The 26,468-nt window shown below is 68.0% G+C and carries 22 protein-coding genes, 1 tRNA gene and 1 pseudogene; 13 read left to right on the top strand and 11 right to left on the bottom strand.

Features of this window, described 5'->3' with window-relative positions; genetic code table 11:
• Nucleotides 1–25: 25 nt before the first annotated feature.
• Together LF41_RS14260 and LF41_RS14255 are read left to right on the top strand one after the other, a co-directional pair.
• The gene (locus tag LF41_RS14260; RefSeq protein WP_036171129.1) at nt 26–709 is read left to right on the top strand and encodes a response regulator transcription factor; all 684 of its coding nucleotides are present in this window, start codon (nt 26–28) and stop codon (nt 707–709) included.
• An 11-nt stretch (nt 710–720) separates the two neighbouring features.
• A complete protein-coding gene (locus LF41_RS14255) occupies nt 721–2,136 on the top strand; it encodes an ATP-binding protein (protein WP_036171126.1) in 1,416 nt (471 codons plus the stop codon).
• Between the two features lies 1 nt (nt 2,137).
• Here the strand turns inward: LF41_RS14255 and LF41_RS14250 are convergent, their stop codons facing one another.
• Entirely contained in the window at nt 2,138–2,884 is a 747-nt protein-coding gene (locus tag LF41_RS14250) for a M90 family metallopeptidase (RefSeq protein ID WP_036171122.1), read from the bottom strand.
• A gap of 21 nt (nt 2,885–2,905) precedes the next feature.
• Nucleotides 2,906–3,226, bottom strand: a complete 321-nt coding sequence (locus LF41_RS14245) for a hypothetical protein (RefSeq protein ID WP_152600032.1) — start codon at nt 3,224–3,226, stop codon at nt 2,906–2,908.
• A 159-nt stretch (nt 3,227–3,385) separates the two neighbouring features.
• Here LF41_RS14245 and LF41_RS14240 point away from each other — a divergent pair, with 159 nt between their 5' ends.
• From LF41_RS14240 to LF41_RS14215, 6 genes are all read left to right on the top strand, one after another.
• Nucleotides 3,386–4,369: a biotin--[acetyl-CoA-carboxylase] ligase gene (locus LF41_RS14240; protein WP_036171116.1), complete on the top strand. Its 984-nt coding sequence runs from the start codon at nt 3,386–3,388 to the stop codon at nt 4,367–4,369.
• The gene (locus LF41_RS14235; protein WP_036171113.1) at nt 4,366–5,079 is read left to right on the top strand and encodes a type III pantothenate kinase; all 714 of its coding nucleotides are present in this window, start codon (nt 4,366–4,368) and stop codon (nt 5,077–5,079) included. The genes LF41_RS14240 and LF41_RS14235 overlap by 4 nt, the downstream gene beginning before the upstream one ends.
• Nucleotides 5,076–5,750 carry an SPOR domain-containing protein gene (locus LF41_RS14230; protein WP_036171110.1) on the top strand — a complete coding sequence of 225 codons (675 nt, stop codon included), beginning with the start codon at nt 5,076–5,078 and terminating at the stop codon, nt 5,748–5,750. The genes LF41_RS14235 and LF41_RS14230 overlap by 4 nt, the downstream gene beginning before the upstream one ends.
• 43 nt (nt 5,751–5,793) lie before the next feature.
• Nucleotides 5,794–5,869 (top strand) — tRNA-Thr (locus LF41_RS14225).
• Nucleotides 5,870–5,909: 40 nt separating this feature from the next.
• Complete coding sequence (gene rocF, locus LF41_RS14220) at nt 5,910–6,833, top strand: arginase (RefSeq protein WP_036171107.1); 924 nt, start codon at nt 5,910–5,912, stop codon at nt 6,831–6,833.
• A gap of 170 nt (nt 6,834–7,003) precedes the next feature.
• On the top strand, nt 7,004–7,171 hold the full coding sequence (locus tag LF41_RS14215) for an entericidin A/B family lipoprotein (RefSeq protein ID WP_036171104.1): 168 nt from the start codon (nt 7,004–7,006) through the stop codon (nt 7,169–7,171).
• Between the two features lie 112 nt (nt 7,172–7,283).
• Here LF41_RS14215 and LF41_RS14210 read toward each other — a convergent pair whose 3' ends face one another.
• On the bottom strand, nt 7,284–8,057 hold the full coding sequence (locus LF41_RS14210) for a hypothetical protein (RefSeq protein ID WP_052116475.1): 774 nt from the start codon (nt 8,055–8,057) through the stop codon (nt 7,284–7,286).
• 109 nt (nt 8,058–8,166) lie between these two features.
• On the opposite strand from LF41_RS14210, the pseudogene LF41_RS14205 reads away from it, so the two are divergent.
• The 3 genes and pseudogenes from LF41_RS14205 to LF41_RS14195 all read left to right on the top strand — a co-directional run.
• A pseudogene (locus LF41_RS14205) lies at nt 8,167–9,381 on the top strand (tryptophan--tRNA ligase); the annotation flags it as partial.
• A gap of 122 nt (nt 9,382–9,503) precedes the next feature.
• Entirely contained in the window at nt 9,504–9,812 is a 309-nt protein-coding gene (locus tag LF41_RS14200) for a hypothetical protein (RefSeq protein WP_036171101.1), read from the top strand.
• Nucleotides 9,813–9,930: 118 nt separating this feature from the next.
• Entirely contained in the window at nt 9,931–10,956 is a 1,026-nt protein-coding gene (locus LF41_RS14195; RefSeq protein WP_036171555.1) for a GGDEF domain-containing protein, read from the top strand.
• Here LF41_RS14195 and LF41_RS14190 read toward each other — a convergent pair whose 3' ends face one another.
• From LF41_RS14190 to LF41_RS14170, 5 genes are all read right to left on the bottom strand, one after another.
• Nucleotides 10,957–11,337, bottom strand: a complete 381-nt coding sequence (locus LF41_RS14190; protein WP_036171098.1) for a VOC family protein — start codon at nt 11,335–11,337, stop codon at nt 10,957–10,959.
• 11 nt (nt 11,338–11,348) lie between these two features.
• Nucleotides 11,349–12,728 (bottom strand): dihydrolipoamide acetyltransferase family protein, encoded by a 1,380-nt coding sequence (locus tag LF41_RS14185; protein WP_036171095.1) that lies wholly within the window; start codon nt 12,726–12,728, stop codon nt 11,349–11,351.
• A 9-nt stretch (nt 12,729–12,737) separates the two neighbouring features.
• A complete protein-coding gene (locus tag LF41_RS14180; RefSeq protein ID WP_152600031.1) occupies nt 12,738–13,730 on the bottom strand; it encodes an alpha-ketoacid dehydrogenase subunit beta in 993 nt (330 codons plus the stop codon).
• Nucleotides 13,723–14,802 (bottom strand): pyruvate dehydrogenase (acetyl-transferring) E1 component subunit alpha, encoded by a 1,080-nt coding sequence (gene pdhA / locus LF41_RS14175; RefSeq protein WP_036171090.1) that lies wholly within the window; start codon nt 14,800–14,802, stop codon nt 13,723–13,725. Before pdhA ends, LF41_RS14180 begins: the two co-directional genes overlap by 8 nt.
• Nucleotides 14,803–14,934: 132 nt before the next feature.
• Nucleotides 14,935–18,150 (bottom strand): lamin tail domain-containing protein, encoded by a 3,216-nt coding sequence (locus LF41_RS14170; protein WP_052116473.1) that lies wholly within the window; start codon nt 18,148–18,150, stop codon nt 14,935–14,937.
• Between the two features lie 159 nt (nt 18,151–18,309).
• On the opposite strand from LF41_RS14170, the gene LF41_RS14165 reads away from it, so the two are divergent.
• Nucleotides 18,310–19,188 (top strand): tryptophan 2,3-dioxygenase, encoded by an 879-nt coding sequence (locus LF41_RS14165; protein WP_036171087.1) that lies wholly within the window; start codon nt 18,310–18,312, stop codon nt 19,186–19,188.
• A 135-nt stretch (nt 19,189–19,323) separates the two neighbouring features.
• Complete coding sequence (locus tag LF41_RS14160; protein ID WP_036171084.1) at nt 19,324–20,823, top strand: peptide MFS transporter; 1,500 nt, start codon at nt 19,324–19,326, stop codon at nt 20,821–20,823.
• 44 nt (nt 20,824–20,867) lie between these two features.
• Here LF41_RS14160 and LF41_RS14155 read toward each other — a convergent pair whose 3' ends face one another.
• The 3 genes from LF41_RS14155 to LF41_RS14145 form a co-directional block, all read right to left on the bottom strand.
• On the bottom strand, nt 20,868–22,256 hold the full coding sequence (locus tag LF41_RS14155; protein ID WP_036171079.1) for a M20/M25/M40 family metallo-hydrolase: 1,389 nt from the start codon (nt 22,254–22,256) through the stop codon (nt 20,868–20,870).
• 79 nt (nt 22,257–22,335) lie between these two features.
• Nucleotides 22,336–24,771, bottom strand: coding sequence for a TonB-dependent receptor (locus LF41_RS14150; protein ID WP_036171076.1), 2,436 nt, complete (start codon nt 24,769–24,771; stop codon nt 22,336–22,338).
• A 74-nt stretch (nt 24,772–24,845) separates the two neighbouring features.
• Nucleotides 24,846–26,468 (bottom strand): tetratricopeptide repeat-containing sulfotransferase family protein (locus LF41_RS14145; RefSeq protein ID WP_036171071.1); only part of this gene is annotated, 1,623 nt, incomplete at its 5' end.

Genomic DNA, 26,468 nt, shown 5'->3' with positions numbered 1-26,468 from the left:
AGGCCTTCGCAGACACGGAGTCACCATGCGCATCCTGCTCGTCGAAGACGAAGCCCCGCTTCGCGAAACACTCTCGGCCCGCCTCAAGCGCGAAGGATTCGCCGTCGATTCCGCCCAGGATGGCGAGGAAGGCCTCTACATGGGCCGCGAGGTCCCGTTCGACCTCGGCATCATCGACCTCGGCCTGCCCAAGATGTCGGGCATGGAACTGATCAAGGCCCTGCGCGACGAAGGCAAGAAATTCCCGGTGCTGATCCTCACCGCGCGCTCGTCGTGGCAGGACAAGGTCGAGGGCCTCAAGCAGGGCGCCGACGATTACCTGGTCAAGCCTTTCCACGTCGAGGAACTGCTCGCGCGCATCAATGCGCTCGTGCGCCGCGCCGCGGGATGGAGCAAGCCGACGCTGGAATGCGGGCCGGTCGTGCTCGACCTCGCCGCGCAGACGGTGACGGTCAACGGCACCAACGTCGACCTGACCTCCTACGAATACAAGGTGCTCGAGTACCTGATGATGCATGCCGGCGAGCTGGTCTCGAAGGCCGACCTCACCGAACACATTTACCAGCAGGACTTCGACCGCGACTCCAACGTGCTCGAAGTCTTCATCGGCCGCCTGCGCAAGAAGCTCGATCCCGAAGGCGAACTCAAGCCGATCGAGACCGTGCGCGGGCGTGGCTACCGCTTCGCCATCCCGCGCAGCGGGGATTGACCTCCTAGCCTGTGGGCGACGCGCTCTTCGACAAGACTCGGTGGCGCGCGCGCTCGTTGCAGTCGCGGCAGCTGCTCGCCGCGAGCCTGGGGCTCGTCGCGTTTCTCGCACTCGCGGGTTACGCGCTCGACCGCGCGTTCCTCGAGACCGCGCAGAGCAATCTCCGCACGCGCCTGGAGAGCTACGCGCTCGAATACGCGAGCGGCATCGAGTTCCTGCGCGATGGCACGCTTTACGTGCCCGACACCCCGCCCGAACCGCGCTTCGAACGCCCCGGTAGCGGGTTGTATGCGGAAGTCGTGCTGCCGAACGGGCACTGGGATTCACCGTCGGCGCAGGGCCCGGAGCTTCCGCTCGGCGGCATGCTCGCGCCCGCGATCGACAAGTTCGAAGGCCCGCTGCCGATCACGCGCAGCGACGGCACGCCCGGCGAGGTCTATCGCCTCGGCAAGGGCTTGGTGTGGGCCGAAGGCGGCCCGCAGGGCGAGTTCCCGTACACGGTGTACATCTCCGAGGACACCAGCGCGCTGGCCTCGCAGATCCGCGTGTTCCGCCGCGCGCTGTGGGGATACCTCGGCGGCGCGGGCCTGGTGTTGCTGCTGTTGCAGATGCTCGTCTTGCGGTGGTCGCTGCGTCCGTTGCGGCAGGTCGTCGGCGAACTCAAGCGTGTGCATCGGGGCCAGCTCGCGCGCATGAGCGCGCAGCATCCGCGCGAACTCGAACCGCTCACCGAAAGCATCAATGCCTTCATCACGAGCGAGCGCGAGAACCTCGACCGCCAGCGCAACACGTTGGCCGACCTCGCGCACAGTCTGAAGACGCCGCTCGCCGTGCTGCGCGCGCGCCTGGACAACCCGACGCCGGAAGCCGAGCTGCGCGAGGAAGTCGCCACGCAGTTGCGGCGCATGAACGAGATGGTGTCCTACCAGCTCGCGCGCGCCGCATCGAGCGGCCATGCGTTGTTCGCCGCGCCCATCGACATCGAGCCGCATGCCGAGCAGATCGTGCGCGGGTTGGAGAAGGTATACGCCTCGCGCAAGGTGTTGTGCGAATTCGAGTTCGATCCCAACGCGCGTTTCCACGGCGAACCGGGCGACCTGCAGGAACTGCTCGGCAACCTGCTGGAGAACGCGTTCAAGTGGGCGCGCGCGCGCGTGTTGTTGACGGTGCGCGTCGGCGAGACCTCGCCGGGCCGCCGCGACGGTTTGCTGCTCGCCGTGGACGACGACGGCCCGGGCATCGCGCCCGAGCGCGTCGCGCAACTGTTGCAGCGCGGCGTGCGCGGCGACGAACGCGTGCAGGGCCACGGCATCGGCCTGGCGATCGTGCAGGACATCGTGCGCGGGTATCGCGGCGAACTGGACGTGCGGCGCTCGGAAGAACTGGGCGGCGCGCGCTTCGAAGTGAAACTGCCGCCCGGCCTGTGACTCAGGCGAAGGGCGAGGGCCCGTAGAGTTTTTCCATGTGCGCGGCGATCGCGGGCATTTCCGCGCGCAGCAAGCCCGGCGCGCTGAAGTGGTATTCGGTGCACACCGCGAAGAATTCCTCCGGGGCTTCGGCGGCGTAGGGGTCGATCTGCGTCTTGCGATTGCGGTCGACCTTGTCGGCGAACGCGTCGTACGCCTTCTGGAAATCGCGCGCCCATTCGCGCTGCCATGCGCGCGGCAACGGGGGCGTGCCGTCGAGCACACCGTCGAGTGCATCGAGCTTGTGCGCGATCTCGTGCACGGCGACGCAGAAGCCTTCGCGCGGCGATTCGAAATCCGCCTGCACGTCGGCCCACGACAGGATCACCGGTCCGGTTTCCCACGCCTCGCCGATCAATTCGTCGTCCCATTCGTGCAGCACGCCCGCGGCATCGACGTGCGTACGGTTGACGCGGAACGCATCGGGATAGACGAGCAATTGCGACCAGCCGTGCAGGCCTTCGGCGCCGAACTCGAGCAAGGGCAGGCAGCACAGCGCGGCGAGCTGGATGCGTTGGGTGTCGTCGAGCGTCAGATCGCCGACCGGCGTGATCGCCTTGTCGTGCACGAAGCGCGAGGTGAGCGCGTGCAGCCTGGACTGTCGTTGCGCATCGAGCGCATGCACGAAGGGAACGGACGCGACCGCGTCGCGCCAGTGCGCTTCATCGATGGGGTCGGGGCGCAGGAAGCGCCGAAGGAACGAACGCAAGCGACGCGGGGGACCGGCTGCTTACCGGAACATGCCCGGCAGGAAGCTGTGCCAGCGCGGCGTCGGCATGCGCGGGGCATCGGCGTCGGTATCGCCGCGCGCGGCCGGCACCGACTTCACCTTGATCGGACGCGCCGGTTGCGTGCTGGCGACCGTCGTGCGCGGCTTGGCCGGCGCCTTCGCGGTGGCCGCGGCCACGGCGTTGTCGACGTCGTCGCACTGCTGCAGGTTGCCGCCCTTGCCGCCGCCACCGCCGCCCGGGCCGGCCAGGTGCACGTCGCGGGCGAACACGCCCGTGCTGCCGAGCAGCAACGCAATGCAAAGGAGGGCACGGGACGTCATGGCGGGATCCTGGTGCGGGTGGGGTGCACAGGCCAGGGGGTGGAGGCCCCGGACTATAGCGTGGATGCGGCGTCGACGCAGAAAGTTGCAAGCCCCGCCGACCGCTCGTCGGTCATCGCAGTCGTAGAATCCCCGCGACCCCGCACCACCCGGACCCGCATGGACGACCGCGACCTCCTCGCCCGGTTGGCGCAAGGCCCCGCCAGCGGCGATCGCCTCGCCGCGGAGGCCGGCACGACGCGGGCCGCGATCTGGAAGCGGATCGAGGCCTTGCGCGCGGCGGGCGTGGGAATCGCGGCGCGCGCAGGCAGTGGTTACGCCCTCGAGCACCCCATCGACCTGCTCGACGCGCAGGCCATTCAGGACGGCCTGTCGCCGGCGGCGCGGGACGCCTTGGCCGGCCTGGAAGTCGTGTGGTCGATCGATTCGACCAACTCCGAACTGTTGCGCCGCAGCACGAATGTGCGCAAAGCGGACGTTCTGCTGGCCGAGCGCCAGACCGGCGGACGCGGCCGGCGCGGAAGGGCGTGGGCGTCGCCCCTGGCCGCGCACCTGTATCTGTCCGTCGCTCGCCATTTCGGTGGCGGGCTCGCGCGGCTCGGGGGGCTGCCGATCGTCGCGGGCATCGCTGCAGCCGAAGCGCTGCATGCGTCGGGCCATCCGAACGTCAAACTGAAATGGCCGAACGACCTCGTCGTGGAAGACGACGCGGCCCTGCGCAAGCTCGGGGGATTGCTCGTCGAAGGCGGTGGCGAGCATGGCGGACCGGTGCGCGCGGTCATCGGGCTCGGGCTCAACGTGCGGATGCCGGCGGCCTTCGCGCGCGAGATCGATCAGCCGTGGTGCGACCTGGCCACGCTCGGGGATGCGCGCACGCGCAACGCCATCGCCGCCTCCGTCCTGTCGCACCTGTTGCCGGCGTTGAGCGCGTTCGATCGCGAGGGCCTCGACCCCTTCCTCGCACGCCACGCCGCCGTCGATGCACTGGCGGGCCGCGCGGTCGTGTTGCACCAGCACGACGGAAACCGGAACGCCGTCGCGGAAGGGCTCGCGCCCGACGGCGCGTTGCGCGTGCGCCTCGACGACGGTGAGGTGCGTGTGGTCCACTCCGGCGAAGTCAGCGTTCGGATACGCGGGGCATGACGCAGGACTGGCTGTTCGATTTCGGCAACACGCGACTGAAGTGCGCACCCCTCGGTGCGGACGGCGGCGTAGGCGACGTGCGCGCGTTCGCGCCGTCCGAGATCGATTCGTTGCCATCGGGCGGCGTGGCGTACCTCGCCAGTGTCGCCGGCGAAGACGCGCGCGTGCGCTTGCTCGATGCATTGACGGGGCGCTTCCGCCGCATCGCCATCGCGCGCACGACGGCGACATTCGACGGCTTGCGCATCGCCTATGCCAATCCGCGCAAGCTCGGCGTCGACCGGTTCCTCGCGATGATCGGTGCACGGGATGCGTGGCCGGCGCTGGTCGTCGGCGTCGGCACCGGGCTCACGATCGATCTCGTCGATGCCGGCGGCCTGCACCGTGGTGGCCGCATCGCACCATCGCCCACGCTCATGCGCGAAATGCTCCATGCACGCGCGACCCAACTCGCGCCCATCGGCGGCACGTACGCCGAATTCGCGAACGACACCGAAGACGCACTGGTGTCCGGTTGCGACGGCGCGGCGGTCGCGCTGATCGAACGCAGCGCGACCGAAGCCACGCGATTGCTCGGCAGCGCGCCGACGCTCCTCCTGCACGGTGGGGGCGCGGACGCGTTGCATGCGCACCTTCCGGACGCACGCGTGCGCTCCACGCTCGTTCTCGAAGGCCTCGCGCGCTGGGCGCATATGGAGGCCGCCGCATGATGCAGCGCGCGCTCATCGTTTTCCTGGTCGTGATCAACGTCGGCGTCGCGGCGTGGTGGGCTTCGCGTTCGCCGCGGAATCAGGGCGCCCCGATCGAAGCGCCCGCGGGCGTCCCGCGTCTGCAATTGCTGGCCGAGGCGCCGCAACGCGCGCGCCCGCAAACGCCCGCGCCGTCGACGTCGCTCGCGACGGCCGCAATCCCCGCCGACGCGCGCTGCGTCTCCTTCGGCCCGTTCGACAACCCCGCGCTGCTGCGTCGCGCGCACGAACGCCTGCAACCGCAGGTGCTGCGCGCGAACGTGCGCAACGTCGTTGTCGGCGCGCCGCGCGGATGGCGCGTGATCGCGCCTCCGCTGGCCACGCAGGAGGCCGCCCAGGCATTGGCCGACCGTATGACGGCCGCGGGCCTGGACGATCTGATCGTCATGCCGACCGGCGTTGACCGTAACGGCATCGCACTCGGGCGCTTCGGCAGCGAGGAGTCGGCGCGCCGCCGCCTGGCGCAGGTGCAGGCCGCGGGATTCGACCAGGCGAAGGTGGAACCGGTGGGCGACGTACGCACGCAAGGCTGGATCGACGTGGCCGCGACCAATGCGTTCGACGCTGCCCTCGCCGCGCGGGACAGCGCCGCGCCGCGCACGGAACCGCTCGACTGCGCGAACCTGCGCTGAGGCGCGTGCGTTCGCTCGAATGGGTTAGGATGCCCGCGCTTTCGCCGGCATAGCTCAGTTGGTAGAGCAACCGCCTTGTAAGCGGTAGGTCGTCAGTTCGATTCTGACTGCCGGCACCACCCTCGCGGCGTTCCGCGCCGCTTGCGATACCATCCCGGCATGGCTCGCACCTATCCCCCCGTCAGTCTCCTGGGTGCGCCGACGGATGTCGGCGCCGGTCATCGCGGCGCGGGCCTCGGCCCCGACGCACTGCGCATCGCAGGCTTGCCCGAAGCGCTCGTCGCGCGTGGCATCGACCTGGTCGATCGCGGCAACCTCGATGGTCCCCGCAATCCGTGGCAGCCGCCGAACGACGGCTATCGGCATCTCAAGGAAGTGACGGACTGGAACCGCGTCGTGATGGAAGCGGTGGCCTCCGAACTCGCGGTCGGGCGCATGCCGATCCTGCTGGGCGGCGATCACTGCCTGGGCATCGGGTCGATCACCGCGGTCGCCAACCATTGCCGTCGCAAGGGCAAGAAGCTGCGCGTGATCTGGCTCGACGCGCATGCGGACTTCAACACCTCCAACGTCACCCCGTCGGGCAACATCCACGGCATGCCGGTGGCGTGCCTGTGCGGCATGGGCCCGCGCGAGCTCACGCACATCGGTGGCGTGTCGCCCGCCCTGCAGGCCGGGGAGATCCGGCAGATCGGCATCCGCTCGGTCGACGAAGGCGAGAAGCGCCTGGTCAAGGAACACGGGCTGGATGTGTACGACATGCGCTACATCGACGAAGTCGGGATGAAGCGCGCGATGGAAGCGGCGCTCGAAGGCGTCGACGCCGACACGCACGTGCACGTGAGCTTCGACGTCGACTTCCTCGACCCGAGCATCGCGCCCGGCGTCGGCACGACCGTGCCCGGCGGCCCGAACTACCGCGAAGCGCAGCTGGTGATGGAGATGATCGCCGACACCGGACGCATGGGGTCGCTCGACATCGTCGAGCTCAACCCGCTGCTGGATTCGCGCAATGCCACGGCGCAGCTGGCGGTGGATCTCGTCGAAAGCCTGTTCGGCAAGTCGACGTTGATGCGCGACTGACGCGCGAACCGCGCCGTCCCGTCGTTGACGCGGCGTGCACGCGCCGTACGTCTGCTGAACGGAGCAGATCGCGCGACGCAGATTCGACACCGGCTTCACGGCCGCTTGCGTGGAATGCGATCCGTGGACGGCGGAGTGCCGTCCCTTCCATCCCCAGGAGACGCATTCCCATGACGAAGACGGCACTCAAGCGCACCGTGTACCTGATGGTCCTCGCGATGTTCTCGATGAACATGCTCGCCGCGTGCAACACCGTGGCCGGCGCGGGCAAGGACGTGCAGAAGGCGGGCGAAAAGGTCGAAGAGAAGGCTGAGGATTGCAAGGACAGCAACTGCTGAGGCCCGACGAGGGAGGGAAGCGGCGTACAGGAGTGGCGCCGCGGTAGGCAAGGACGCATGAAAAAGGGACGGCCCGGCGGACACCGGGCCGTCCCTTTTGCCTTCCGGGCGATCAGCCCCCCGGCGGATCGGCGACGAAGCCGTTCGGGAATGCGCGCGGCGCATCGCGCCAATGGTGCGGACGCGGACGCGGATACACGCCGATCGCCGCGAGCGTGTCGTAGTCGTCGTAGCGCAATTCGGTCACCTGCGTCGGCGAGCGCGTCGCGCGGACGAAATCGGTGCGCTCCACGCGCGACCACTCGCGCGCGCCGTGGCCCGTGCCCAGGCGCTGTTGCTGCGCGCTCGATTCGGCGGCGGCCTTCGCGCTCGACTGCGCGCGTGGCGCGGCGGGCGCAGGCTGCGCGGCATCGCGTGCGATTTGCGGCGGTGTTTCGTACTCGTACACCACCGGTCGTGCCTCGCGGAACACGGCGATGCCGACGACCCCGACATTGCGCGGCCGGCCCGTGCGTGCCGCATACGAATCGGGCAAATCGGTGAAGACGAATTGCGCGATGTCGTCGAGCGATTTGCGCCAGCCGGCGACTTCGGTGCTCTGCCACGGCTCGAGCACATAGCCGGCCTGCGACGGGCGCGCGGTTTGCCCGGTGACCGCGTTGACGCCATCGACCGACAACACGACGAGCACGCGCTCGCCCGTCGTGTTCGTCAGGCGCACGGCGTACCGATGGCCGGGCGCACCGGCGACCCAGGTGTCGCCGCGGAAAGGGGTTTCGGGCAGCCATCGGCCGGTGTCGCGGTCGATGAGGTCGATATCGACCAGCGCGGCATGGGCCTGCGTGGACGCGAGCAGGGCGGCGGCGAACAACAGGGAACGCAACATGGTGGGCCTCGCGGAGGATTGATGCGCCCGTTCCAACGCACGGCCCGGGCCGGTGGGGTTGCAGGTCGGCCGGTTACACTGGGCGCCTGTTCAATCGCCGTTGGTTTTCATGGCCTCGAAGTCTCCCCGCACCCGCGTCCTCACCGGCATCACCACGTCGGGGACGCCGCATTTGGGCAACTACGTCGGTGCGATCCGGCCGGCGGTCGCCGCCAGCCTGGATGCGAATACCGAAAGCTTCTACTTCCTCGCCGACTACCACGCGCTGATCAAGGTGCAGGACCCGGCGCGCGTGCAGCGTTCGACGCTCGAGATCGCCGCCGCGTGGCTCGCGTGCGGGCTGGATCCGGCGAAGGTCTGGTTCTACCGGCAGAGCGACGTCCCCGAGACCACCGAACTGACCTGGCTGCTGACGTGCGTGGCGGGCAAGGGCCTGCTCAACCGCGCGCATGCGTACAAGGCGGCGGTCGACCGCAATCGCGTCGAACAAGTGGACGACGATGCGGGCGTCACCGCGGGCCTGTTCATGTACCCCGTATTGATGGCCGCCGACATCCTGTTGTTCAACGCGCACAAGGTGCCCGTGGGCCGCGACCAGGTGCAGCACATCGAGATGGCGCGCGACTTCGGCCAGCGGTTCAACCATCTGTACGGCGAGCACTTCACGTTGCCCGAAGCGGCGATCGAGGAACACGTCGCCACCTTGCCCGGTCTCGACGGCCGCAAGATGAGCAAGAGCTACGACAACACGATCCCGCTGTTCGCGCCCCGCGAGCAGTTGAAGAAGCTGATCTTCGCGATCAAGACCGATTCGCGTGCGCCGGGCGAGCCGAAGGACACGCAGGAGTCGGCACTGTTCCAGCTGTACCAGGCGTTCGCGTCCGCCGATGAAGTGGACGCGATGCGCAAGGCCTTCGCGGACGGCATCGCATGGGGCGATGCGAAGCAGCAGCTGTTCGAACGCATCGATCGCGACGTCGCGCCGCTGCGCGAAAAATACGAAGCGCTGATGGCGGAGCCGGCGAAGATCGAAGCGCTGCTGCGCGATGGTGCGCGGCGTTTGCGCGAAACCTACGCCGCGCCGCTGATGACGACATTGCGCGATTCGGTGGGCCTGCGCGATCTCTCGCAACAGTCCGGCGCCGCGCAGGCGCGCGAATCCAGGCGCGCCGCGCCGGCGTTCAAGCAGTACCGCGAAGCCGACGGCAAGTTCTATTTCAAACTCGTCGACGGCGACCGCGTGCTGCTGCAAAGCGAAGGCTTCGACTCGGCGCGCGATGCGGGCCAGCTCGTCGCACGGGCGAAGCAGGACGCGGGGCGCAGCCTCACGGTCGACGCCGCCGCAGGCACCGTGCGCTTCGGCGAAGGCGTGCTCGGTCGCGTGCCGGCCGACGGCAGCGTCGACGACCTGCGCGCTGCGCTCGCCGGGTTCGCGGAAGAGGCGTGATGTCCCCGTTCGTCGAGATCAACCTCGCCGCCCTGCTGTTCCTGCCCTGGTTCCTGATCCTGGCGGTGCTCTACTGGATCTACCCGCGCCAGCCACGCCCCGCCTGGCGGCGGGGGTTCGACGTCGGCGCGCTGGCGGCGTCGGCGGTGGCCTTCGTCCTCAGCCTGCACTGGGCGCAGGCCTGGGCCGACCGCGGATACGGGCGCATGTGGCAGCAGATCGTGGGGACGTCGGTCTCCTACGGCGTGTTCCTCGCGGCGCTGGGCCTGGCGTTCTGGATCCGGCATCGCATGTTGCGGAAGCAGTAACGGTTCGAAAGCGGGCGGCCTGTAGAATCTGCCGCCTGTTCAGTGTCATCGCGTCGGCAGGGAAGCCGCCCGTTCCACTTCCCCCCGCACGCCCATGTCCGCCGTCCCGACCTCCCTCATGTTCGACGTCCGCGAAGCGGAGCGCCAGGCGGCGCTCGACGGCTATGCGATCGTGGACACCGCACCGGAAGAGGCCTTCGACGACATCGTCAGGCTGGCCGCCACGCTGTGCGACATGCCGGCGGCGGCGATCTCGCTGATCGACCGCGACCGCCTGTGGTTCAAGGCGCGCATCGGCATCGACCAGCCGCAACTGGATCGCGCGCGCTCGCTGTGCGGGCACGCCATCGACGCGCCGCACGACACGCTCGTCGTGCAGGATCTCGAAGAACACCCGGTCTACGCGCAACGGCGCCGCGTGCTCGGCCTGCGTCCGCGCTTCTACGCGGGCGTGCCGTTGCTCAGCCCCGAAGGCCATGCGCTCGGCGTACTCAGCGTGGCCGACGTCGTGCCGCGCATGCTCGGCAATCCGCAGCTCGAAGGCCTGCGGCTGCTCGCGCGGCAGGTGCAGCACCTGCTCGAACTGCGCCGCCTGATGCTCGAGCAGGGCCACGCGCGCGCCGACCTGCAGCGCCGCCACGACGACCTGCAATACACCGCGCACCACGACCAGCTCACCGGCTTGTTGAATCGCGCGGGCCTGGAGCGCCTGCGCGCACGCAGCGACGTGCAGCGCGAACTCGACGCGCAGCCCTACGTGCTGCTCGTCCTCGACATCGACCACTTCAAGCGCATCAACGACCGGCACGGCCATCTGTTCGGCGATCGCGTGTTGTGCGCGGTGGCCGACGCGGTGTCGCGTTCGGTGCGCGCCAGCGACGTCGCCGCGCGCTTCGGCGGCGAGGAATTCCTGGTGGTGTTGCCCGATACGCGCCTGGACGGCGGTGCGGAGATCGGCGAGCGCATCCGGCGCGAAGTGGAGCGTCTCGCGTTGCCGGTGCCGGTCACGGTGTCGGTGGGGATCGCGGATTCGGCGTCGAACCAGGGCGGGCCCGAACACGTGTTCGAGCGCGCGGACCAGGCGTTGTATCGGGCCAAGAAAGCGGGGCGCAATCGCGTCGTCGCGGACGACACGCCACGCTGATCACCAGTCGTTGGGCTTCGCGCCTTTTTCCGGGTGGCGCATCTTCACCACGCAGAAGCGCTGGCCGGTCGGCGCTTCCATCACCCACCAGCGCTTGACCCACGCGATGCGCTTGGCGCCCAGCGCTTCCAGGCGTGCGACTTCGGCGTCCTGGTCGTCGGTTTCGATGTCCAGGTGCACGCGCGATTCGTGGCTCACCTGCTGCACTTCGACCTGCAGGTCCGACGGCGTGCCGGTCAGGTTGGTGTACTCCGCGCCCTCTTCGACGTAGTGCTGTTCCTTCTCGAACCCCAGCGCCTGGCTCCAGAAATCCGCGGCCGCGGCGTGGTCATCGGAATTGCAGTCGATGATGAAACCAGCGAGGCGGCTGCGGTGCGCCATGGGGTGTTCCTTCAGTGGGATCTGGCGAGGTCGTCGAGCATCGCCTTGAGGAAGCGCGCCGCTTCGCCGCCCGTGCAGGCGCGGTGGTCGAAGGTCACCGACAGCGGGATGACTTTGTGCGACTCGAAGCCGCCCATCACCGGCGTCATCTGGTGGCGGCCCTTGCCCGCGGCGACGATCGCCACGCACGGCGGCACGATGACCGGCGTCGCGTAACGGCCGGCGAACATGCCGAAGTTCGACAGCGAGATCGTGTAACCGGTGAGCTCGGTCATCGGGATCGTGCGGTCTTCGACCTGCGTGCGCAGGCGGTTGACCGCTTCGCGCACGCCGCGTGCGTCGAGCATGTCGGCGTTGCGCAGCGCGGGCACGAACAACCCGTCGTCGGTGTCCACCGCGATGCCGATGTCGACATGCGGGTGCAGCGTGCGCGTCAGCGCCTCGCCGTCGAACCACGCGTTGAGCGCCGGCACGGCCTTGGCCGCGGCGACGATCGCGCGCACCAGGCGCCCGGTGATGTCGTTGCCTGGCACCCAGGCATGGATGTCGGCGTCGTCGCTGAGCGTGGTCGGCACGACCTTCGCATGCGCATCGGCCATCACGCGCGCCATGTTGCGGCGCACGCCCTTCAACTGTTCCGGTTGTCCCGTGGCCTGCACGCCCGGCGGCTGCGTGCGCATCGGCTTGCCCGCCTGCGACACCGTGGTGCGCGCGGGTGCGGCGACCGGCTGCGTCGGCTGCGAGGCCGTGGGGGCGTGCGTGCGCGCCGCGGGGGCCGCGCCGATCGCCGCCGAGCCGTCGGCCGCGGCGTTCTTGACGTCCTGGTTGGTGACCACGCCGTCGGGGCCGGTGGCGCGCACACGGGTGATGTCCACGCCCAGCTTGCGGGCCAGCGCACGCACCGCCGGCAGCGCCTTGACGCCGCCGACCGCGACCGCCGCTTCGCTGCGCACCGCGTCGGACGATTGCATCGCGCCGACGACGGTACCGCTGTCTTCGCGCTCGGCCTTCGGTGCGGGCTTGTCGGTCTCGGTGATCACGCCGCCTTCGTCGGAGGCCACGACCTTGTCATCGGACACGTGCGCGCCCGCGCCTTTCGGCGGACCGTGGTGGTGGCCGGTGTCCTGGCCTTCCGCGCGCTGCGGCATCGACGGGTCGATCTCGAATTCGGCGAGCATCGTGCCGGTGACGATGACATCACCCGGACCACCGGCGAGCTTGAGCACCTTGCCCGACACGGGCGAGGGCACGTCGACGACCGCCTTCGCGGTTTCCATCGACACGAGGTTGTCGTCGAGCTTGATCGTGTCGCCGACCTTGACGTACCACTCGACGATGGTCGCGTCGGGCAGGCCTTCGCCGAGGTCGGGAAGCAGGAACTGTTTGCTCATGGCGTGTCCTTATGCGTGCGCGGCCGCGCGCTTGGCGGCGGCGACGATCTTGTCCACGCTCGGCAGGTACTTCATCTCGAGGCGGAACAACGGGATGTGGGTGTCGTAACCGGTGACGCGTTCGACTGGCGCGACGAGGTCGTACATCGACTCTTCGGCAAGCCGCGCGGCGATCTCCGCGCCGAAGCCCGCGGTCTTCGGGGCCTCGTGCACGATCACGCAGCGACCGGTCTTGCTGACCGATTCGGCGATGGTGGCGAAGTCGAGCGGACGCAGCGTCGCCACGTCGATGACTTCGGCGCTGATGCCGTCCTTCGCGAGCGCGTCGGCGGCTTCCAGGCATTCCTTCACCTGCGCGCCCCACGTCACCAGCGTCACGTCGGTGCCGTCGCGCAGCACGTAGCACACGTCCAGCGGCAAGGCTTCGCCGTCGTCGGGCACGACTTCCTTGTACTGGCGGTAGATGCGCTTGGGTTCCATGAAGATCACCGGATCCGGGTCGCGGATCGCGGCGAGCAACAGGCCATAGGCGCGCGCGGGCGAGGACGGCAACACGACGCGCAAACCCGGCACGTTGGTGAAGATGGCTTCGTTGGCTTCGGAGTGATGCTCCGGCGCACGGATGCCGCCGCCCCACGGCACGCGCAGCACCATCGGGCAGGTGAGGCGCCCGCGCGTGCGGTAACGGAAGCGCGCCGCATGGCAGATGATGTGGTCGACCATCGGGTACACGAAGCCGTCGAACTGCGCTTCGGCGACGGGCTTCATGCCTTGCGAGGCCAGGCCGACGGTGAGGCCGGCGATGGTGGTTTCGTCGAGCGGCGTGTCGAGCACGCGCTGCGGGCCGAAGGTCGCCTGCAAGCCGGCGGTGGCGCGGAACACGCCGCCGTTGACGCCGACGTCTTCGCCGAGCACGACGACGGTGTCGTCGGCGCGCATTTCGTACGCGAGCGCCTGCGTGATCGCTTCGATCAATGTGATCGCGGGAGCGGCATCAGCCATGGGGCTTGCCCTCCAGTGCGACGGCGGCGGCGCGTTGCGCCAGCAGGTCCGGCGGCGGATCCGCATACAGATAGTCGAACATCGCCGTCACCGGCTGTACCTTGCTTTCGAGATATGCGTTGATTTCCACGTCGACCAACTTGCCGCATTCCTCGATCCACGCCGCTTCCTGCGCCTCGTTCCAGGCGCCGTTGGCGGTGAGGTGCGCGCGCATGCGAGGCACCGGATCGCGCGTCCATGCGTCCTTGACCTCGGCTTCGTCGCGGTAGCGGCGCGCGTCGTCGGCGGTGGTGTGGTCGTGCAGGCGATAGGTCATGAATTCGATGACGCTGCCGCCTTCGCCGTTGCGCGCGCGCACCACCGCGCGGCGCATGCCTTCGAGCACGGCGATCAGGTCGTTGCCGTCCACCTGCAGGCAATGCAGGCCGCCGGCCAGGCCCTTCTGCGCGAGCGTCTGCGCACCGGTCTGCGCGGTGCGCGGGACCGAGATCGCCCAGCCGTTGTTGATGATGCATTGGATGAACGGCAGCGTGTACGCACCGGCGGAGTTGATCGCCGCGTACGTATCGGTCTTCGAACTGCCGCCATCGCCGCAGCACGTCACCGCAACGCGATTTTCGCCGCGCAGCTTGAACGCGAGCGCCGCGCCCGCGGCGTGCAGGCACTGCGTGGCGATCGGCACGCACCACGGGTAGTCGTGCTTCGGGCCGGAGAAATCGTTGCCGCGTTCGTCGCCGCCCCAGTACATCAGCACTTCGCGCGGTTTGACGCCGCGCATGAACTGCGCGCCGTACTCGCGGTAGCTGGGGGCGAAGACGTCGTCGGGCTGCATCGAGGCACCGATGCCCACGTGCGTGGCCTCGTGGCCGAGGCACGCGGCATACGTGCCGAGTTTGCCGGTGCGTTGCAGCGCGATGGCCTTCGCGTCGAAGGTGCGCACGTACAACATCTGCTTGAACAGCGGCACCAGGGCCGATGCATCGCGGAAGGCCTGCGGCAGTTCGGCGACCGCCTTGCCGTCGGGGCCGAGGTATTGCAGGTATTCGATCTGGAACTGTGCGGCGAGGGTCATGCGGACTTCGTCTCGGGCGACAGGAACCCCGGATGATACCCGCAGCCGGTTCAAGACCGTGCCTGCCCCTCGTCACGCCGGAAAAGGAAACGCGGCCCGCAGGCCGCGTTCCCGTTGCGCCGCGGGCCGCCCTCAGCGTGCGACGCGCAGCACCGCCGTCGCCGTGTCGTCCTGCGGGCGGCTGTCGGGCGTGGTGGGCGAGGCCACCTGCACCGTGAGCGTGATCGTGCGGCCCGGCGGTCCGGGCACCACGATCGAGACGGGGAAGGTCTGCATCTGCCCGGCCGCCAGCCAATCGCCGTACTGGCAGTTCGACTGGAAGCCCGTGCCCGCATTGATCGTCGTGCACGACCAGCCCGCCGGCACGGCGAGGGTCACCAGGCCTGCCGGCACGTCGCCGGTCAGGGTCATGGTCGGTTGCCACATCGCATCCGGGCCGGTGTTGCGCACGCGCACCGGCGCCTGCGTCTTCGCGCCGGCCTTCACCGGCAGCGTAGAACCGGTGATCGCTGCGATCAGGTTGGCCTGCGCCGCGATCGCAACGCTCGCCGTCGCACCGTTGTCGGCGTTGGCCGGATCGGTGATGGACGAGGCCGCGCTCGCAGCCAGCTTCAGCGTGCCGACGGCCATGGCCTGCGGCACCGCGACATCGATGTCGAAGTCGGCCGCAGCGCCGCTGGCGAACACCGGGTTGCGGCAGATCACCGTCGTGGTCGCGGCGTCCTGCACGGGCGCATCGCACGCCCAGCCCGGCGCGGTCGTCGACGGCGACCACGCGCCGTCGAACACGAACGCCACGCTCGCGTTCTCCGCGTCGTTCGGGCCTGCGTTCGACACCGCCGCATCGAAATGCACGACCTGCCCCGGATGCGCGGTGGCCGGCGCCGACAAGGTCGTGCGCAGGTCCGCCGAACGGAAGGCGGGCACCGCGATGCGCACCCGCACCGGGTCGTGGTCGGACACGCGGATCGGCAGCGTCGCATCGCCGAAGTGGTGCACGCCGAAGTCGGCGTTGATGCGCGCATGGTCGACTTCGACATGCAGCGCGCTGTCGACGACGGCCTGGTTCAGCAGCGCGTGGTCGAGCGTCTGCGCGTTGCCTTCGAACACGTACGAATAGCGCTCGTTCGGATCGGCGACGAAGTCCTTGCCGTCGAGCAGCGGCGTCGTCAGCGGCGAGGCGATCGCCGTCAGCACCTGGTCGTCGGCGACCGGCGTGCCCTTCACCACGCCCATGACGTCGACGTAGCCGTCGTTGAATTCGAACGCGTTGAAATCGCCGACCAGCACGAAGCGTTCACTCGGATTTTGCGTTTCCAGTTCCTGCACCAGACCGGCCAGGTACGCCGCCTGCGCCGCGCGCTTGCCGCGCACGCGCGCGCCTTCGCTCGACCAGCCGTTGCTGCCCGGCGTGCTGTCGTCGACACCGTTGAGCGACCGCAGGTGGTTGACGATGACGCTGACCGGATACGACGCGCCGTTGTCCTGGTGGATCACGGTGCGCACGAGCAGCGGCGGACGGTCGTTGAGCAGGCTCGTGGTGGCGTTCGGATTGGCGAAGGTCGCGTCCTTGCCGAACTGCGTGACATCGACGATTTCGACGCGCGGCACGCCCGCGCCATTGTCGCGCGTGGACGCGAGCACGCCGACGTTGATGCCGCCCGGATCGTTGCCCTGCACCAGGTACGGCACGTAATGCGGGGCGACGGCGCACGTGGCGTCGATACGCTCGGACAGCAGTTGCAACACGTGCATGTTCTCGACTTCAACGACGCCGAGGATGTCCGGCGCCTGCAGGCCTTCGCAGATCGCGCGCGCGGTCTTGCCCAGGCGGAAGTCGAGCGCGGCGGGCGTGAGCGTCGGTGCGCCGTTGCTGTCGTTCACCTCGTCGAAGAAGCGCAGCAGGTTGAAGCCGCCGATGGTGGCTTCTTCGTGCTTCGCGGGCGCAACGTAGATCGGCGTCTTGCCGCCGACGGCCTGCGGCGGCGTCGCGGCGTCGGGCAGCAATGCCCACGTGCCGTCGAAGTAATCGAGCACGCCGGACAGGCCGGCGACGATGGCTTCGTTGTCCAGCGCCAGTGCATTCGCCCCGACCTGCCCGCGGCTGCGGACCATCAGGCGCTCCTGGTTGGTGTCGAAGCGCGGCGGATTCTTGCCGGCGGGGATCGCGATGGCATCCATCACGCCGATGCCCGGCTCGCGGAACGGCACCGCGACGTCGGGCAGCGTCACGTAGAACACGCCGTCGGTCGAGGCCGTCGCGGTGGTTTCGGTGATGCGTCCGTCGGAGGCGCCGACGACGACGGCTTCGGCCAGCGACACGCGCATGCCCTCGAGGCGTTCGAGCGTCCCCGGCGTCGCGGACGTGGAGAGGTCGTACGCGCCGAGCGCGACGATCACGGGCAGTGCGTTGCCCGAGGACACCTTCTCGATGGACGGCTCGACGATCTCGGTGATGCTCAACTGGTTGAGATTGGTCGACGGCGTGTATTCCTGCACCTTGCCCGTCACCTTGACGCGGTCGCCGACGGCGACCGTCGGCGCGGAAGAGGTGAATACGAAGACGCCCTCGGACGTGTCGGAGTCCGCATCCGCGTCCGCATCGTGGGCCTGCAGGAAGAAGCCGTTGTTGAACTTCAGCGCGGTGACGATGCCTTCGACGATCACGCGCTTGTCGGCGTACGGCGAAGCGAGTCCGGCGCCCTGCACCTGGTGGATCGTCAGTGCGATCGGCGGGTCGACGGGCGGCGGCGGCGTGGAGTCGCCGTTGCGCGGATCCGGCGTGCCGGTGGCGAAGTCGTCGCCGTTCTGGTTGGTGTCCTGCGCGCCTGCGTTCTTGCGCAGCACGGACGTGGTGTTCGACGGCGCGGCGGTCGGTGCGGCGCCTTCGAAGCAATTGGCGGTGGCACCGAAACCGACGAAGTCGGCGACGTTCGCCGTCGGGCACGCGACGGTGAGGCTCACCTGGTTGGTGACGAGCGCGACCTTGCCTGCGCCGCCGGCCATCGGGATCGTGCCGATCGCGTTCGGGGTCGGCAGGGCGGTGGTGCCGCCCGCGCCCTGCGCTTCCTGGATGAGGTAGTAGCCGCCGGCCGGGATGCTGCCGACGAGGTTGGTGCGCTGCCACGAGGCGCCCGTCGCCGAGGCGTACTGCACCGACCAGGTCGAGACGTCGACGGCCACCGTGCCGTTGTTGCGCAGTTCGATGAAGTCGTTCCTGAGCGTGGCGCCGCTGTTGCCGCCGCCGCCGTACACCTGGCTGATCACCACCTGCGCCTGCGCGGCGCCCATGCCGGCGCAAAACAACCCTGCCGCGAGCGCCAGGCGGCGCACGTTCCGATTCGACATCGATGTAACCCCCGAAATGATTGGAATGCGCGCCTTGGTTGGCGCGTCGTGTAGCGCGGAGCGCCCCCGGCATCGTCCCCGCCGGGTGTGACCGCTGTCTTACTCTATCCGTCCCGCGCTACTCTTTCGCGCTGCAACGCGGCAAACACGGGTGTGAGCATGGCCATCGAAGACAACCAGCGCCCGCTCGAAGAAGGCATCCACGTCGACCTTGAAGGGCGGATGACGTACGGCGGTTACCTGCAACTCGGGCGTCTGTTGTCCGCGCAGCAACCCTTGTCGAACCCGCCGCACCACGACGAGTTGCTGTTCATCGTCCAGCACCAGGTCTCCGAGCTGTGGATGAAGTTGCTGGTCCACGAGCTGTCGGCGGCGATCGCGCACCTGCGCGCGGACCGCCTGGAGCCGTGCCAGAAGATCTTCGCGCGCTGCAAGCAGGTGCTGCGCCAGCTCACAGAGATGTGGTCGGTGCTCGAGACGCTCACGCCGTCGGAATACATGGAATTCCGCGAGATCCTCGGGCCATCGTCGGGGTTCCAGTCGCTGCAGTACCGCACCATCGAATTCCTGCTGGGCAACAAGAACGCGCAGATGCTGCGCGTGTTCGCCTACGACCCGGACGGCCAGGCGCGCCTGAAGGCCGTGCTCGATGCGCCGAGCCTGTACGACGAGACGCTGATGTACCTCGCGCGCCACGGCCACCCGATCCCGGCCAGGCACCTGGACCGCGACTGGTCGCAACCGCACGCGTTCTCGGCGGAGCTGGTCCCGGTGTTCGAAGCGGTGTACGAGAACACGCGCGGCAACTGGGAGGCCTACCACCTGTGCGAGGACCTCGTCGACCTGGAAACGCAATTCCAGCTCTGGCGCTTCCGCCACATGCGCACGGTGATGCGGATCATCGGCTTCAAGAAGGGCACCGGCGGGTCGAGTGGCGTCGGATTCCTCCGCCAGGCGCTGGAGCTGACCTTCTTCCCGGAGCTGTTCGAAGTCCGCACGGTGATCGGCTTGCCCGCGCACGCCCAGCCGCCCGCCTGAATGCGCGACGCCTCTTGCTGCGGCGCAACATCACAACTCGCCGGTTTGACTTGGCCCCTCGCTAGCCGGTAAACCTCGACCGGATTGCCTGCCATCCCGGCTGGCGCACCATCGATTCGAAATCAGGGGCACCGCATGAGTTCAGCGGCGACATCGGGCGCGAGCGCGCCCATTCCGGAATTCCGACAGGTCTTGGGACACCCCAGGCCGTTGTGGATGTTGTTCATGACGGAGTTCTGGGAGCGCTTCGCGTTCTACGGGATCCGTTGGGCACTGACGCTGTACATCGTGCAGGCGTTCTTCGACGGCAGCGGCGAAGGCCAGGCGCCGGCGAGCCGCATCTACGGCGCGTATCTCGCACTGGTCTATGCCGCGGCGATCTTCGGTGGGTACATCGCCGACCGAGTGATCGGTTACCAGCGTTCGATCCTGCTCGGCGCGGTGGTGATGTCGGCGGGCTTGTTCATGATCGCCTACCCCGACGAGACGGTCTTCAAGGTGGGTCTCGCCACCGTGATCGCGGGTAACGGGCTGTTCAAGCCGAACATCTCGACGATGGTCGGCAAGCTCTACGCGCAGGGCGACGAGCGCCGCGATTCGGGCTTCACCCTGTTCTACATGGGCATCAACCTGGGCGCGATGATCGCGCCGCTGCTGACCGGCTGGATGGCCGAACACATGTTCGGCGGCACGCCGGAGATGCCGACCTACAAGATCGTCTTCATGGTGTCGGGCGTCGGCATGCTGATCAGCCTGGTGTGGTTCTGGTTCGGACGCCGCCAGCTTGGTGGCATCGGCCGGCCGGCGGAAGGGGCGGGCGGCAAGCACAAGGTGTTGTACGTGCTGGCGTTCTGCCTGGCGTCGATCCCGGTGTACTACTTCCTGCTCGCCATCGACGCGGCGAAGTTGCAGGCCGTGCTGACGGTGTTGTTCCTCGCGTTGTGCGGCATGTTGCTGATGGAAGGCATCCGCGACGGCAAGGTCGCGCGCGACCGCGCCATTGCGATGCTGATCATTTTCACCTTCAACATCCTGTTCTGGTGCTTCTTCGAACAGGCGGGCAGCTCGTTCAACTTCCTCGCCGAGCAGATCGTCGACCGCAACTTCGGCAGCTGGATCTTCCCGGTGGGTTGGTTCCAGTCGGTGAACTCGCTGGCGATCATCACGCTCGCGCCGATCGTGGCGTGGACGTGGATCAAGATGGGCCGCCACAACCCGTCGATCCCGCGCAAGTTCGGCCTGGGCATCATCTTCAACGGCCTGGCCTTCCTGCTGTTGATGGCCGCGCTGTCGGGCATGGTCGTCGCCGGCAAGATCCCGTTCTGGACGCTCTTCATGGTCTACGTCATCCAGTCGGTGGGCGAGCTGTGCCTGTCGCCGATCGGCCTGTCGATGACCACCAAGCTCGCGCCGGTGCGCCTGGTGGGCTTCGGCATGGGCGGCTGGTTCCTCTCGACGGGCATCGGCAACAACCTGTCGGGCATTTTCGCCAGCCACGCGAGCGGCGAAACGGGAATGACCATCGATTCGGCGTACGCCAGCTACACGCAGGGCTTCATCATCCTGATGGTGGGCGGCGTGGCGTTGTTCCTGATCGCGCCCTTGATCCAGAAGTTGATGCACGGGGTGAAGTAACCCCGCGCGCAAGAAAAAAGGCGGCCCTCGGGCCGCCTTTTTTTTTACTTCTTCCCGGCCAGGTCCTTCAGCAACACGTACCAGTAATCGAGCCCGTCGTAGAACCCCTTCACCGGCACGCGCTCGTCCAGCCCGTGCGCGAACGCATCGCTGTCCTTCGCGAACATCCCCGACACGCCATACGTCGGAATGCCCGCGGAGCGGAAATACATCCCGTCCGTCGCGCCCGAGGATTGGTTGGGCACGATCTCGATGCCCGGATACAGCGTGTGCACCGCGCGCGTCACCGCGGCGACGACATCGGGCCGCAGCGGCGAGGCATCGCTGGAGACGGGCGAACCGATCGTCGTCACTTCGACGTCCTGGCCGACCACGCCCTGCAAGGTCTTCCGCACGTCGTCCACCGGCGTGCCCGGGAAGATGCGGCAGTTGACGTTCGCGGTCGCCGATTGCGGCAGCGCATTGCGTCCGTGACCGCCGCGCAGCATCGTCGCCACGCACGTCGTGCGGATGCGGCCGACGCTGCCCGGATCGGCGGCGAGCGTCGCGATCGCCTTCGCGTCGCGTTGGTCCTTCGCGAAGGCCGCCATCGCCGCCCCCACCGCGCCCGGCGCGACCTTGCCCTCGGCGCGCAACTCCGCGACGGTCGTGTCGTTCCACATCACGGGGAACGCATGCGCCTGCACCTTCTTGAGTGCATCGGCCAGTTCGTAGATCGCGTTGCGCGGCGTGGGCCGCGAGCTGTGGCCGCCGGGGTTGTGCGTCGTGAGTTCGAAATCGGCGTAGGTCTTCTCCGCCGTCTGCATGCTGTACGAACGCGGCGTGCCGTCTTCTTCCAGCGTCCCGCCGCCACCGTCGGCGTTGAGCGCGTACTCGGCGTCGATGAGCGTGCGATGCGTCGTGGTGAGATCGCGCGTGGTGGCCATCTGCGTTTCCTCATCGCCGGTGAACACGATGACCAGGTCGCGCGTGGGCACGAAGCCTTCCTTCTTCAACCGCAGGAAGGTCGCGGTGAGCGTGGCGATGCCATCCTTCACGTCGCTCGTACCGCGGCCGAAGAAATACCCGTTCTCCTCGACCAACTTGAACGGATCACGCTTCCAGTCCTTCGGATCGGCCGCCACGACGTCCATGTGCGCCATCAACAGGATCGGCTTGCCACCGCTGCCGTCGCCGGGATAGCGCACGACGAGCGACGCGGTCTCGCCCACGGGCAACACGTGGATGTCGGCTTCGGCGAACCCCGCGTCGCGGAATTGCTTCGCCAGCCACTTGGCCATCACCGGCACCTGCGCGTTGCCTTCGGCGGTGTTGTACGCGATCAGTGTCGAATAGATCTCGCGCGCGCGCGCCTGTTCGGGCGTCAGGTCGGCCGCGGCGCACGGCGCGGCGATGGTCAGCGCGAGCATCGCGCCCAGCAACGTACGGGTCATCGGGGGGCTATCCCTCTTCGTCGGGTGAAAAAAAAACCGGTGGCGGCGTGGGGCCGCCACCGGTGGTTGGCAAATCGTCTCAGAATTCCTGCGAGAACCGGATCCCGATGCTGCGCGGCGCGCCGTGCACCGTGTACGACTGGAAGCCGCAGGTATCGGTGGCGCATTGCGCGAAGCGCGTCTGCTCCGGGTGGTCGTCGAAGGCGTTCTTCAGGAAGAAGTCCAGCGACCAGGTGTCCTTGCGGATGCCGACGGAGAAGTCGAACTGCGTGTAGGAATCCAGGTCGCCGAACGCGGCCAGGTCCTCGCGCGTCAACGCCGCCGGGCGGCTGCCGACGTGCACCAGCGAGCCCTGCACGTACGACTCCAGCGACCCGATGTCGAACGCGTAGCGCCCCGTCACGTTGCCCTTGAAGCGCGGCGTCACCGGCAGGCGCGTGCCGACCGGCGCCTGCGCGCCGTCGACCACTTCGTCGTCGTCCGGATCGAGGGGATCGTTCGGATTCACCGTGCCCGGCGGGCACGCGGTCACCGGATTGCCCGCGAGGTCGTTGAAGCCGCAGTACTCCTTCGTCAACTCCGCGTCGTAGAAGGCCACGCCGCCGTTGAGGCGGAAGTTGTAGGTCGCCGCCCAGCTCAGGTCCATTTCCAGGCCGCGCACGCGTGCATTGCCCGCGTTGCGGATGACGGTCAGGCCCGAGCCGCTCGGCGGCAGGAACGAGTACTGGATGTCGTCCCAGTCTTCCTGGAACACCGCGCCGTTGAACGCGAGGCGGTTGTCCTGCCACGTCGTCTTCCAGCCCAGTTCCCAGTTGGTCAGGTAATCGGGCAGGTAGGGACCGACGTTGCCGTTGCGGTTCAACCCGCCGGGCCGGAAACCTTCCGACCACGTGCCGTAGATCAGCTTGTTCTCGTCGATGTGGTAGGTCAGGTTGCCCTTGAAGATCGTGTCGCTCTTCTTGACCGTGTTGTCCAGGTTGACGCACGGCGCGCCGTGGTACGGCGTGTCGAGGAAGCACAACGCTTCGCCGTAGTTGCTGCTGTACCCGGCGCTGTAACCGAAGAACCCGCGCAGGCTGTTGTCGTAGCGGAAATAGCGCGCGCCGACCGTGGCGGTCCAGTGGTCGTTGAAATCGTAGGAGACTTCGCCGAAGGCCGCTTCGTCGGTGTCGCGACGGCCCTGGTTGGTCAGCCAGATCGTGTCGGGCCAACCGGTCACTTCCAGCGAGGCCGCCAGATCGCCGATCACCTTGTATTGCTGCAGGATGTCGTGCGTCTGTTTCTGGAAGAACACGCCGGCGACGAAGCGGAAGTCCTCGTCGCTCGGCGAGGCGATGCGCAGCTCGTGGCTCTGCTTGGTGTACTTGTCCACGCCGACGATGATCTGCGAGGGATTGATGAGCGCACCGGTGTCGTCGTAGAAGTAAGCGCCCGATCCATCCAGGCTGTCGTACCAGAACGAGTAATCGCTGTAGTCGAACTCGCTGTCGATCTCGCGGCGCAGGTGCGAGTACGCATACGTCAGGTCGAAGTTGCCGATCTTGCCTTCCACCGTCAGCGCGGCCGAGGTCCAGTCGTCCGTCGCGCTTTCGGGGTAGTACTTGTTGACGATGTAGTCGCCGAGGTGGTCGTCGCCGGCGAAGTTGCCGTAGCTGTCGGTCTTCTGCGTCATCACCATCGGCGTGACCGACCAGTTCTCGGCGAAGTCGAAGCGCAACGCCGCGCGCGCGCCGCGGGTGAAGATGTCGTTGTAGTTGTCCTCGGCGACGGTGCCGACGTTGGTGATCGTGCCGTTGCCGCCGGAGTCGGCGTCCCACGAGGGGAAGGTGCGCGTGGCCGGCTTGTTGTCGACGTAGCCGGCGTCCTTCTTGTCCCACGCCACGACGCGGATCGCCGCGTTCTTGCCGATCGGCAGGTTGACGAAGCCTTCGGCCACGAAACCGTTGTCGCCGCCGGTCAGCGTGTTCACGCCGAATGCGTAGCCGGCCGAGAACGCTTCCTTGTCCGGCTTGCGCGTGATGATGCGCAGCGTGCCCGCCTGCGAGCTCGCGCCGTACAGCGTGCCCTGCGGGCCGGCGAGCGCTTCGACGTGGTCGATGTCGTACAGGTTGATGTCGAGCACGCCGCCGATGGTGGTCACCGGCTGCTCGTCGAAGTACACGCCCACGCTGGGCTGCGGGCCCGAGTGGTTGCTGTTCTCTCCGCTGGCCACGCCGCGCATGTAGGGCACCGCGCTGCCGCCTTCACCGGTGTCGAAGGACAGCGCCGGCACGTAGGCCGCGTAATCGTTGAAATCCTTCAGGTCGAGCTCGTCGAGCTTTTCCTTGCCGAGCACCTGGATGCTGATCGGCACCTTCTGCACGTCCTCGGTGCGCTTCTGCGCGGTCACCGTGACGGTGTCCAGCACCGCTTGCCGTGCGGGCGCCTGGGCGGGCGGGGTTTGCGCGGCCTCCTGTGCGAGGGCGGATCCGAAGGCGAGGTAGATGGCGGCCACCAGCGGCAAGCGCTTGCACACGTGGCGGTTCTTTCGCGATGTCTGACTTGAACGATGCATCCAGCTCCCCTCCCAAGGTGTGGAAATCCGATCTGCTAGGACAACGATGGATCCTCGAGCACCGGACCCAGCGCCGCCTCGAGCGGACCGAGCCAGGGTGCGTAATGACGCCATTGGTCGACGCCGTCTTTGTAGATCGGCCGGCGCACCTGTTCGGAACTCGCGGTGCGCACCGGGCGATCGTTTTCGTGGAATCGCAGGCAGCCGGCCTCGAAGGGCAGGCCCAGGTAATCGAGCAGGCGGCGCACTTCGCCTTCGGTGTCGGCGACCATGCGTTCGTAGTCGACACGATGGATGCGGCCGGGCAGCACGGCGTCCCAGTGCGCCATGGCCTCGACGTAGTCGCGGTAGTAGCGGCCGATGTCCTCGAGGCCGTAGCTGAAGTTCTGCCCGCGCGCGTAGTGTTGCTTGAAGTTGGAGAAGCAGCAGGCCATCGGATGGCGGCGCGCGTCGATGATCTTCGCGTTCGGCAGCGCCAGCTGGATCAGGCCGATGTGCGCGAAGTTGTTTGGCATCTTGTCGATGAACCGCGGCGCGCCGGTCTTGCGATGGACGCGCGTGCGTTCGAGGTAGCGCTCGCCGAGTGCGCGCAACTGCGCAGGATCGAGTTCGGCCAGCGCCTCGTGATAGGGCTGCGATTGCGCGGCGTCCACCTGTCGGCGCATCTCCCGCGTGATCGCGATGATCTCCGGCAATTCCATCGTGCCTTCGACCGCGGAGTGGCTGGCCAGGATCTGCTCGATCAGGGTCGAGCCCGCGCGCGGCATGCCGACGATGAAGATCGGGTCGGGCGCGTCGCATCCGCTACCGGCGCGCGATGCGAAGAAGGCTTTGGTGTAGGTGCGCTTGATCAGGCGCACGCGCGCCGTGTTGTCCTCGGGCGTGTAGTGGATCGTTTCGCGGCGATGCCGGTTGCCGTTGTCGTAGTGCACGAAGGATTCGGCGTATTCGCCCGCGTCTTCCAGCGCCTTGCCGAGGGCGAATTCCAGGTGGAAACGATGCTCGGCGGGCAAGGCGTCCTTGTCGAGTTGCCGGCGCATCGTCGCCAGGTCGGTCGCATCGAATCGGAACGTCTTGAGGTTCGCCAGGCTCCACCACGCTTCGCCGAACGACGGATCCAGCGCGATGCAGCGCTTGTACGCGGCGATGGCCTCGTCCTGCCGGCCCTCGGTCTTCAGCGCATGCCCGTAACTCATCCAGATCTTGCCCTGCGCCGGGTATTGGCGCAGCAGGCGGGCGTAGATGTCGAGTGCGCGCGCGTATTCGCCGATGCGGCACAGCACGACGGCGTGCAGATTGCGATACGCCGGGTTGTTCGGGTCCACGCGCAACAGGCGCTCGACCTGCGCCAGCGCGTCGGCCGGCTTGTTGTTGCGGTTCAGCACCAGCGCATGGTGCAAACGCGCGGCGTGGAAGCTCGGTGCGAGTTCGAGCGCGCGCGACAGCAGATGTTCGGCTTCCTCGCTGCGGCCGACACGCGCGGCGAGCTCGGCGAACATGCGGATCGCGGCCACGTCCGTCGGTGCGCGGTGAAGGTGCGCGCGCAGCAGCGTTTCGGCTTCGGGGATGCGGTTGCCTGCGAGCGCGGCGCCGGCCTGCAGCAGCGCGGGGTCGTGGCTCGCGTGGCGGACGTGTTCGACGTACGCAGCATCCGCGCC

The organism is Lysobacter dokdonensis DS-58, assembly GCF_000770795.1.
GTDB lineage: Bacteria > Pseudomonadota > Gammaproteobacteria > Xanthomonadales > Xanthomonadaceae > Noviluteimonas > Noviluteimonas dokdonensis.
This window is presented reverse-complemented; position numbering and strand designations above follow the sequence as displayed.

Coding starts and splice junctions, on each gene's coding strand:
- LF41_RS14260 (WP_036171129.1), top strand. CDS start 26: ATGCGCATCCTGCTCGTCGAAGACGAAGCCCCGCTTCGCGAAACACTC.
- LF41_RS14245 (WP_152600032.1), bottom strand. CDS start 3,226: ATGACGTCCCGTGCCCTCCTTTGCATTGCGTTGCTGCTCGGCAGCACG.
- LF41_RS14240 (WP_036171116.1), top strand. CDS start 3,386: ATGGACGACCGCGACCTCCTCGCCCGGTTGGCGCAAGGCCCCGCCAGC.
- LF41_RS14235 (WP_036171113.1), top strand. CDS start 4,366: ATGACGCAGGACTGGCTGTTCGATTTCGGCAACACGCGACTGAAGTGC.
- LF41_RS14230 (WP_036171110.1), top strand. CDS start 5,076: ATGATGCAGCGCGCGCTCATCGTTTTCCTGGTCGTGATCAACGTCGGC.
- rocF (WP_036171107.1), top strand. CDS start 5,910: ATGGCTCGCACCTATCCCCCCGTCAGTCTCCTGGGTGCGCCGACGGAT.
- LF41_RS14215 (WP_036171104.1), top strand. CDS start 7,004: ATGACGAAGACGGCACTCAAGCGCACCGTGTACCTGATGGTCCTCGCG.
- LF41_RS14210 (WP_052116475.1), bottom strand. CDS start 8,057: ATGTTGCGTTCCCTGTTGTTCGCCGCCGCCCTGCTCGCGTCCACGCAG.
- LF41_RS14200 (WP_036171101.1), top strand. CDS start 9,504: ATGTCCCCGTTCGTCGAGATCAACCTCGCCGCCCTGCTGTTCCTGCCC.
- LF41_RS14195 (WP_036171555.1), top strand. CDS start 9,931: ATGTTCGACGTCCGCGAAGCGGAGCGCCAGGCGGCGCTCGACGGCTAT.
- LF41_RS14190 (WP_036171098.1), bottom strand. CDS start 11,337: ATGGCGCACCGCAGCCGCCTCGCTGGTTTCATCATCGACTGCAATTCC.
- LF41_RS14185 (WP_036171095.1), bottom strand. CDS start 12,728: ATGAGCAAACAGTTCCTGCTTCCCGACCTCGGCGAAGGCCTGCCCGAC.
- LF41_RS14180 (WP_152600031.1), bottom strand. CDS start 13,730: ATGGCTGATGCCGCTCCCGCGATCACATTGATCGAAGCGATCACGCAG.
- pdhA (WP_036171090.1), bottom strand. CDS start 14,802: ATGACCCTCGCCGCACAGTTCCAGATCGAATACCTGCAATACCTCGGC.
- LF41_RS14170 (WP_052116473.1), bottom strand. CDS start 18,150: ATGTCGAATCGGAACGTGCGCCGCCTGGCGCTCGCGGCAGGGTTGTTT.
- LF41_RS14165 (WP_036171087.1), top strand. CDS start 18,310: ATGGCCATCGAAGACAACCAGCGCCCGCTCGAAGAAGGCATCCACGTC.
- LF41_RS14160 (WP_036171084.1), top strand. CDS start 19,324: ATGAGTTCAGCGGCGACATCGGGCGCGAGCGCGCCCATTCCGGAATTC.
- LF41_RS14155 (WP_036171079.1), bottom strand. CDS start 22,256: ATGACCCGTACGTTGCTGGGCGCGATGCTCGCGCTGACCATCGCCGCG.